Raw genomic sequence first — 7,645 nt, 5'->3', positions numbered from 1 at the left:
GGGCACCGATTCGGGCGCGGCGACCACCGATGTCGGCGACCACGGCGTCACCGAGCCCGGCCAGCAGCCCGGCGCCGCGGATGGTGCAGGCCGGTCCGCTGCCCAGGCTCAGTCCGGGCTGGCGGCGCAGGTACTCCAGGCTCATCAGGGTGCCGTCGCTGCGGGTGACGAGCACGGCGGCGCCGGGTGCGAGGCCGAGGCCGGGCAGGACGGCGGTCAGTTCGTCGGCGACCCGGGCCACCAGCACGGACAGCGCGGCGTCGAGAACCGTGGCGTTCTCCCGGGACAGCAGGCTGAGACTTCCGACATCGCTGGAGAGCAGGATGGTCGTGTCGGGTCCGGTCTCGGCGCGCAGGATCTCGGCGGCCTCCCGCTCCTGGCCGCCGTCGACCGGCGAGAACACGGCGGTGACGGCGAACGCCTCGGCACGGCCCGCCAGCGCGGCGCCGAACCGGGCGACGGCGTCCCGGTCGAGCGGTGTGGTGTCGCGGGGGCTCAGGCCACCGCCGCCCCGGACGTTCGCGGTGCCCGCGCAGACCGCGTCGCGCAGGGGCGCGGGCCAGCCGAACAGCGGCCGCACGGCGTCCGCCGCGGCGCCGCCGACGCGCAGCACGCCCACCCGTGCCAGGCCGTCCCGTTCCCGGACCGCTCGGGCGGCCACCCGCAGGCCCACAGCGAGCTGGGTGGCCCGCCGCCGCGGCTCGGCGGGGAGCGCGCCCACCGCGGCGGCGAGCGATCCGACGGCGTCACCGGCGAGCGAGGGAACCTTGACGGCCCGGACCGCACGGGCACCGTCGAGCAGGACGGCATCGGTGTTGGTGGGGCCGACGTCCACGCCGAGGATCACGGGGTGCCTCCCGGGGTGCCATGGCCTCGGCCGGCCGGGGAGCCGCCGGGCGCCAGACCGGGGAGGCCGAACGCGGCAGGGCCGGCCAGCCGCAGGCCGTCCGGCGTGTACCAGGCCGGGGCGGAGGGCAGGGTGACGAGCCCGACGCGCAGGCCGTAGCGGATCTCCTCGACCGGGACCGCCCAGCCGGTGCGCACGTCGACGAGCGCGATCACGTCCGGGACGACGGCGAGGGGAGTGCCGTCCTCCAGCGCGGCGACGAATTCGCTGCGGGCCTCGACGAGCACCAGACGTCCCGCGTCGGCGCCCGTACCCTCCAGCAGAACGGCCGTGGCATCGTCGTCGGCGTTCCCGGCGGCATAGCGGCGGACCGAGGCGATCTTGCCGGTCAGCAACGGCGCCGGCCCTTCGCCCCGGCCGAGGGCGAGTGCCCGGGTGACCGATCCGGCGACGGCGTGCCGGGCCGCCTGCGCGGCGGTGAGGGGGTAGTCGGTGGACGCGGCGCGCCCGCCGAAGGCGGCGACGGCGGCACGGACGAACCGTTCCAGGTGCGCGCCGTCGACGTCGTCGACGACGAGGGTGTGGCCGTGCTCGTCGGCGAGGACGGTGGGGCCCGGACGCAGTCCGGCGAGTTCCAGGACGTTCTGGTCCATGCGCGGGAAGGCGCGCCCCATCGAGTCGGCGTCGAGCAGCGGCAGGCCCAGCCGGGCCGCCCAGGCGACGGCCAGGCAGCCGTTGAGGCCGCCGATCTCGCTGCACATCACCGCGGCCACCGGTGCGCCGTGCAGGTCCTCGAATCGGGCGCGCAGTCGCGCGGGTTCGTCCCGGCCTCCGATCCTCTCGGCGGCGACGGCGGGCGATCCGACGAGTCCGACGGACATGATCCGCGCGTCGCCGGGCAGCACGGCCGGGTCGACGACGGGCACCGGGCCGCACTCCTCGATGGCCTGTCCGGCGACGGGGAGGGTCACATCGGCGGGTCCGCCGCCCCCCGACCCCAGGACGGCACAGCCCCGCGCGAAGTCGGCGAGTGCTCCGGCGTCCATGTGCATGCGTTCCAGCGTAGGGAGGCACGGGGCACCCGTACCGGGTCCGTGGCACGTGGTTCGCCCGTTCGATGTGCTCGCGGCACACTGGAGGGATGCCGAACGTCCTCGATCTCCTCGCCTCCCCCGGTCTCGACGGGCTCCGCCCGCTGGTCGGCCCGCTCGACGCGGTGGAGGTCACGGGGGTACGCCTGGAGCCGCGCCCGGACCGGCTCGCCGCCCTGCCCGCCGGCACGGTCGCCGTGCTGCTGGCACCGGTGCCGGGGCATCTGCTGGACGTCGCGGTGCGGGACGCCGCGGCGGCGGGAGCCGCCGCGCTGGTGCTGACGGGCGTGACGCAGGCGCCGCACGGACTGCCCGCAGAGGTGACGGCGACCGCGCGGGCGCTGGCCGAGCGGGGCCGGGTCGCGCTGCTGTACGCCGACGGCGACCTCGCGGCCCTCGTGGTGGCCGTGGAGCGGGCGGTGGCCGGGTCCGCCGCGGAGGCGCTCGCCCGGGTCGCCGTCGCGGCGCGGGAGGTGGCGGCCGCGGCGGGCGACCCGGAGCGGGTGGCCGCGGCGGCGGCCCGGGCCCTCGGCGTCCCCGTGGAGCTGCGGGCCGCGGGGCCGGGCGAGGAAGGTGCGGCCGCCGCCGGACCGGACGGCGAGATCCGGCTCGCGGCGCCGCCCCAACCCGGCCACGCGGGCTCCGCGGTGCGCTCCGTCCTGGTCATGGCCGCCCTCGCGGCGGCGGGTGGCGGGCACGGTGACGTCCCGGTGCGCTCCCGGGGGCGGCTGCTCGCCGAGCTGCTCGCCGCCCCGCGCGACCAGGCGGCCCGGCTGGCCGCCCGGGGCCGGGCGCTCGCGCTGCCGGTGGACGGCTGGCACATCGCGCTGCGGGTGGAGGCCGGCGGCCTGGACGCCGCCGACCGGCCGAGGGCGCTGGACGCGGTGATGTCCCAGTCACTGACCCTGCTGCGCGCCTGGGAGGGCCCGGCGGCTCCGGCCGTCGAAGCCGTGCAGTGGAACGCCGCGCTGGTCGACGACGCCCTCGTCCTGCTCAGCACCTGGTCCGGCGACCCGGGGGCGGACGGGCGCCGCGCCGCGCTGGCCCGCGCCCGCCGCGTGGTGGACCGGCTGGCCGGACTGCGGCCCGAGGCCGGGCTCCGGTGCGGCGTGGGATCCGCGCACCGCGGACCGCTGGGCATCCGCACCTCGGCCCGGGAGGCGCGGGCCGCCGTGCCGCGCGTCGGCCCGGCGACCGTGGCCGCGCACGACGCGGTGGGGCTCGACCGCATGCTGCTGGAGTGGTACGCCTCCGACACGGCCCGCGAGGCGGTCGCCGAACTCCTGGCCCCCGTGCTGGCGTTGGGGCCGGAGCGGGCTGAGCCGCTGCTGCGCACGCTCCAGTGCTACCTGGACCACAACAACTCGCCCGCCCGTGCCGCCGAGGCACTGCATCTGCACCGCAACGCGGTGGGCGCCCGCATCCGCAAGGTCGTCCGGCTGACGGGCGCCGACCTCGACGATCCGGATGTCCGGCTGGCTCTCCAACTGGCCTGCCGCGCGGGCCTGTCCGCACAGCACGGCGGGCAGACCGCGGCCGGAGGCGACGAGGGCCGCGCGCCGCGTCCCTGAGCGGGGCGGCCGGGTCCGACCGGTTCGGCCGCCCGCTCTCGTGGGCACACCGGGGACGGCCGTGCGGGCGCTGCCGGACGACGACGGCCCGGGGATCTTCTCCGCCTCCGGCTACGCGCTGTTGGACGACCCGATCGGCTCGGGGCGGCCTGCCGTCCCGGCCGTCCGCACGGAAGCGGCCGAGCGGGACCCGGCACGCGCGACCGCCCTGTGTCGTCGGGCACCCGGACCGACGGTGCCGACTCGTCCGGGGCCGATTCGCCCGCAGCCGGGCCGTCCGGTGCGGAACACCCCGTACGAGGTGCTCCGTGCCGGACGGCCCGGCCGGAAACGGCCGCTGCCGGACCTCACCCCACGGAGCTGTAGGCCACGACGCCGCGCAGCACCGCGTCCATCGCCCTGCGGGCGCTCTTCGCCACCGAACTGCCGTCCCGCGGCGCGGCCGCCTCAATCTGGCCCAGTACGTCGATGACCTGCTTGCACCACCGCACGAAGTCCCCGGCGGGCATCTCCGCCTCGCCCAGCACCTCGTCCAGGGAACGCCCCGACGCCCACATGTGGACGGCCCAGGCGAACCCCAGGTCGGGCTCGCGCTGCCCGACACCCTCCGCCTGGTTGATCTTGAATTCCTCCTCCAGGGCGTCGAGCCTGCCCCAGATCCGGACCATCTCCCCCAGCGCGGCCCGCGCCGGGCCCGACGGCAGCTTGGGCGCCGCCGCGTCGTCGGCCTGCCGCGCCTCGTACACCAACGCCGAGACGCAGGCCGCGAGTTCGGCGGGGTTCAGCCCCTCCCACACGCCCTCGCGCAGACATTCGCTGGCCAGCAGGTCCAGCTCCCCGTAGAGCCGGGCGAGCCGTCGGCCGTGCTCGGTGACCTCGTCGCCGCGCAGATAGTCGAGCTCGGTGAGCAGTGCGACGATGCGGTCGAAGGTGCGGGCGATGGTGTTCGTGCGCCCCTCGATACGACGCTCCAGCTGCTTCGTGTCGCGCTGGAGCCGGTGGTGGCGCTCGGCCCACCGCGCGTGGTCCTCACGCTCGTCGCATCCGTGGCAGGGGTGCGCGCGCAGCTCCGCGCGGAGGCGGGCTATCTCCCGGTCGTCGGCGGCGGCGGACCTCCCCTTGCGGTGCCGCTCCGGCACGATGTGTCCGGCCTTCGTGCGCAGCGCCGAGGCGAGATCGCGACGCGACTGCGGCGAACGCGCGTTGAACGACTTCGGCACGCGCATCCGTTCCAGCGGCTGCACCGGAACCGGGAAGTCGATCGATGCGAGCCGCTTCACCTGCCGTTCGGCGGTCAGCACCAACGGCCGCGGCCCGTCGTGGTATTCGAGACCGCGACGCCCGTGCCCGTTGGCCCGGCCCGCCGGCAGCCCGGGGTCGAGGACCAGCGCCAGTCCGGCGAATTTCCCGGTGGGCACGTGGATGATGTCACCGGGCTTCAGCTTCTCCAGGGAGGCTGCGGCCTCGGCCCGCCGCTGGGTGGCGCCCCGCTTGGCGAGTTCCGTCTCCCGGTCCTTGAGGTCGCGGCGCAGTCGCGCGTATTCCTCGAAGTCGCCGAGGTGGCAGGTCATGCCCTCCCGGTAGCCCGCGAGCCCCTCCTCGTTCCGCTGGACCTGCCGGGAGATCCCCACCACCGACCGGTCCGCCTGGAACTGCGCGAAGGACGTCTCCAGCAGTTCGCGCGAGCGGTGCCGCCGGTACTGGTGCACCAGGTTGACGGCCATGTTGTACGACGGCCGGAAACTGGAGCGCAGCGGGTAGGTGCGGGTGCCGGCGAGTCCGGCCAGCGCGCCCGGGTCCATGCCGCGCTGCCACAGGACCACGGCGTGGCCCTCGACGTCGATGCCGCGCCGTCCGGCCCGTCCGGTCAACTGGGTGTACTCGCCGGGCGTGATGTCGGCGTGCTGCTCGCCGTTCCACTTGACCAGCTTCTCCAGCACGACCGAGCGCGCGGGCATGTTGATGCCGAGGGCCAGGGTCTCGGTGGCGAAGACCGCCTTGACCAGGCCGCGGACGAAGAGCTCCTCGACGACCTCCTTGAACGTGGGCAGCATCCCGGCGTGGTGAGCGGCGATGCCCCGCTCCAGTCCTTCGAGCCACTCGTAGTACCCCAGGACGTGGAGGTCCTCGCCGGGAAGGGCGGCGGTCCGCTCCTCGACGATCTCGCGGACCAGGCGGCGCCCCGCCTCGTCGTTGAGCCGCAGCCCGGCGTGCAGGCACTGCTGCACGGCGGCCTCGCAGCCCGCCCGGCTGAAGATGAACGTGATGGCGGGCAGCAGTCCCTCGGCGTCCAGCCGGTCGATGACCTCGGGCCGGGCCGGGGTCCAGATCCGGGTGCGCTGGCGGCGCTCGCGCTCCCGGTCCGCCTCGCGGACCATCTTGCCGCGGCGGCGCTCGCGCGGGTTGTACGTCCGCTGGTTCTCCATCCGGGCGAGCCGGATGAGGTCGGGGTTGACCTCGCGGCGCGCGGTGCCGCGGCCTCCGTGGTCGGACTCCTCCTCGAAGAGGTCGTACATCCGCCGGCCCGCCAGCACGTGCTGCCAGAGCGGCACGGGGCGGTGCTCGGAGACGATGACCTCGGTGTCGCCGCGGACGGTGTCCAGCCAGTCGCCGAACTCCTCGGCGTTGGACACGGTCGCCGAGAGCGACACCAGCGTCACGGAGTCCGGGAGATGGATGATCACTTCCTCCCAGACCGCGCCCCGGAACCGGTCGGAGAGGTAGTGCACCTCGTCCATCACCACGTACCCGAGGCCGCGCAGCGCCTGCGAGCCCGCGTACAGCATGTTCCGCAGCACCTCGGTGGTCATGACCACCACGGGGGCATCGCCGTTGACGCTGTTGTCGCCGGTCAGCAGGCCGACCTTGTCCGGTCCGTAGCGTTTGACGAGGTCGGCGTACTTCTGGTTGGACAACGCCTTGATCGGCGTGGTGTAGAAGCACTTGCGGCCCTGTTCGAGGGCGAGGTGCACGGCGAACTCGCCGACAATCGTCTTGCCCGAGCCGGTCGGCGCGGCGACGAGCACGCCCTTGCCGGCCTCCAGCGCCTCGCACGCCTCGATCTGATAGGGGTCCAGATCGAATTCGTACAGATCGCGGAAGGGCGCGAGTGCGGTGGCGAGCTCGACGGCACGGAGCCGAGAAGCCTGGTATCGCTCAGCGGGTGAGAGGTCCTCTGTCATCTTGCTTCGAGCCTACCCGCCGCCTGTGACAGGGGCGCGGTCTTTGATATCCGGCGGGCGGAACGGCGCCGAGCACCCGCACCGCGCCCGGTACGCAGGTCGCCGTGAGCGGCAGCGCGCCCAGTGGCTCGCCGTCCGCGTACGCGGTGACACCGGCCGCGGCCAGTTCGACGGTGGAGGCCCGGTGCACGGCCACCGCGGGGTGATCCAGGTGCGTGCCGCGATAGACCCGGGGAAAGACCCCGAGGAGCGTGGCGCGGCTGCAGGCGCCGACGACGGTCACGTCGAGGAGCCCGTCGTCCATGACCGCGTCCGCGCAGATCCGCATGCCGCCGCCGTACATCGTCCCGTTGCCGACGGCGATCAGCGTCGCATCGATCTCCCGGACGGGTCCGCCGTCCAGCCGGACCCGGTAGGGGATGGGCCGGAACGCGGCGAGCTCGGCGAGGATCGCGAGGTCGTACCTGAAACGGCCGCCGACCCGGCGCATCCGGTTGCCGCGGTCGTTGACCCGGGAGTCGAAGCCCGAGGCCAGGACGGACCCGAACCACCGGTCGCCGGCTCTGCCGAGGTCGATCTCCCGGACACCGCCACTCCACAGCGCCTCGGCGGCAAGGCGTCCGGCGGCCGACGGATCCTTGACCGGCAGTCCCAGCGCACGGGCGAAGTCGTTGCCGGTGCCGACGGCGACGACCCCGAGCGGGGTGGCCGTCCCGGCGACCGCCTGCAGGGCGAGGGACATCATGCCGTCCCCGCCCACGGCTATCAGCGCGCCGGTGCCACCGGCGACGGCCTCGCGGGCCCGCCGCAGCGCGTCGTCGGCGTCCTCGCCGAGAACGGTGCGCACGGAGAATCCCGCGTCCCGCAATGCGGAAGCGGCCGGCTGCGCGGCACGCGCGCCCCGGCCGCTGCCCGCGACGGGATTGACGAAGAGGGTGATCTCACCAGTCACCC

5 protein-coding genes are annotated in these 7,645 nt (G+C 75.1%); 1 reads left to right on the top strand and 4 read right to left on the bottom strand.

The annotated features are described in order from the left end of the window. Positions 1-847, bottom strand: an 847-nt coding sequence (locus ACFC79_RS21105) for a hydantoinase/oxoprolinase N-terminal domain-containing protein (RefSeq protein ID WP_376242250.1), incomplete at its 3' end; no start/stop codon positions are given. Next, on the bottom strand, positions 844-1,899 hold the full coding sequence (locus tag ACFC79_RS21100; protein ID WP_376242249.1) for a DUF917 domain-containing protein: 1,056 nt from the start codon (positions 1,897-1,899) through the stop codon (positions 844-846). The genes ACFC79_RS21105 and ACFC79_RS21100, both read right to left, overlap by 4 nt. Positions 1,900-1,988: 89 nt before the next feature. On the opposite strand from ACFC79_RS21100, the gene ACFC79_RS21095 reads away from it, so the two are divergent. Further along, on the top strand, positions 1,989-3,509 hold the full coding sequence (locus tag ACFC79_RS21095; RefSeq protein WP_376242247.1) for a PucR family transcriptional regulator: 1,521 nt from the start codon (positions 1,989-1,991) through the stop codon (positions 3,507-3,509). A gap of 347 nt (positions 3,510-3,856) precedes the next feature. Here ACFC79_RS21095 and ACFC79_RS21090 read toward each other — a convergent pair whose 3' ends face one another. Both ACFC79_RS21090 and ACFC79_RS21085 read right to left on the bottom strand, forming a co-directional pair. Beyond that, positions 3,857-6,691 (bottom strand): DEAD/DEAH box helicase, encoded by a 2,835-nt coding sequence (locus ACFC79_RS21090; protein ID WP_376242245.1) that lies wholly within the window; start codon positions 6,689-6,691, stop codon positions 3,857-3,859. Beyond that, complete coding sequence (locus tag ACFC79_RS21085; RefSeq protein ID WP_376242243.1) at positions 6,666-7,643, bottom strand: diacylglycerol kinase; 978 nt, start codon at positions 7,641-7,643, stop codon at positions 6,666-6,668. The genes ACFC79_RS21090 and ACFC79_RS21085 overlap by 26 nt, the downstream gene beginning before the upstream one ends. Positions 7,644-7,645 lie beyond the last annotated feature (2 nt).

Source organism: Streptomyces sp. NPDC056061, assembly GCF_042266885.1.
In the GTDB taxonomy this organism is placed as follows: Bacteria; Actinomycetota; Actinomycetes; order Streptomycetales; family Streptomycetaceae; genus Streptomyces.
Note: the sequence above shows the minus strand (reverse complement) of the source record. Positions and strands in the feature narration are given on the sequence as shown.

Bases quoted from the DNA above. Each gene is read 5' to 3' on its own strand.
- ACFC79_RS21100 (WP_376242249.1), bottom strand. From the start codon at position 1,899: ATGCACATGGACGCCGGAGCACTCGCCGACTTCGCGCGGGGCTGTGCC.
- ACFC79_RS21095 (WP_376242247.1), top strand. From the start codon at position 1,989: ATGCCGAACGTCCTCGATCTCCTCGCCTCCCCCGGTCTCGACGGGCTC.
- ACFC79_RS21090 (WP_376242245.1), bottom strand. From the start codon at position 6,691: ATGACAGAGGACCTCTCACCCGCTGAGCGATACCAGGCTTCTCGGCTC.